We start from the raw sequence: 543 nt of genomic DNA on the forward strand, positions 1-543 counted from the left end.
TAGTCTGTTAATAGCTCACTAATAGTAGACATCAAAGTGATAATTAAAGCCGATCCTGGATTCTTCATATACAAAGAAGCGAATATAGAAGCAGCTGTTAATGTATTAGCATTCCCTTTGCGTTCTTTTAGGACATGAACAACACCATCTTTAATTACATCATAGGAAGTACTAATAGCAGTAAGAGAGCTAATCCAATAAGAAACTGCCTTTACTATAGGAGAGTATGAAGAACGTTGCAGGTACCAGTTAATTAAAAATACGGTTCCACAAGCTATAACAGGGACGAAGTTTTTCCATGAAGATGTTACTTGACTGATTGTATGTCTATATTTCTGGGTAAAAGACTTTAGTTTATCCAAAGAAAGGTTAATATAATGATAAATGAGTAGACTTCCGGTTACTTGATTATAGTTTGCAGAATATACGCCTGGGAAAGAGCGTAGCCAAGCTTCAATACGACTTATTTCTAATCGTTTAGGTATATAAAATCGGGTTCTTCCAGGAAGAGAATGAGCTACCTTTACCCCAAACATCATCACC

1 pseudogene is annotated in these 543 nt (G+C 35.5%); it reads right to left on the reverse strand.

Going from position 1 to position 543, the window contains the following annotated elements:
* Positions 1-543: pseudogene (locus AC1DRF_RS31900) on the reverse strand (heavy metal translocating P-type ATPase); the annotation flags it as partial.

Source organism: Priestia sp. P5_B4, assembly GCF_056400385.1.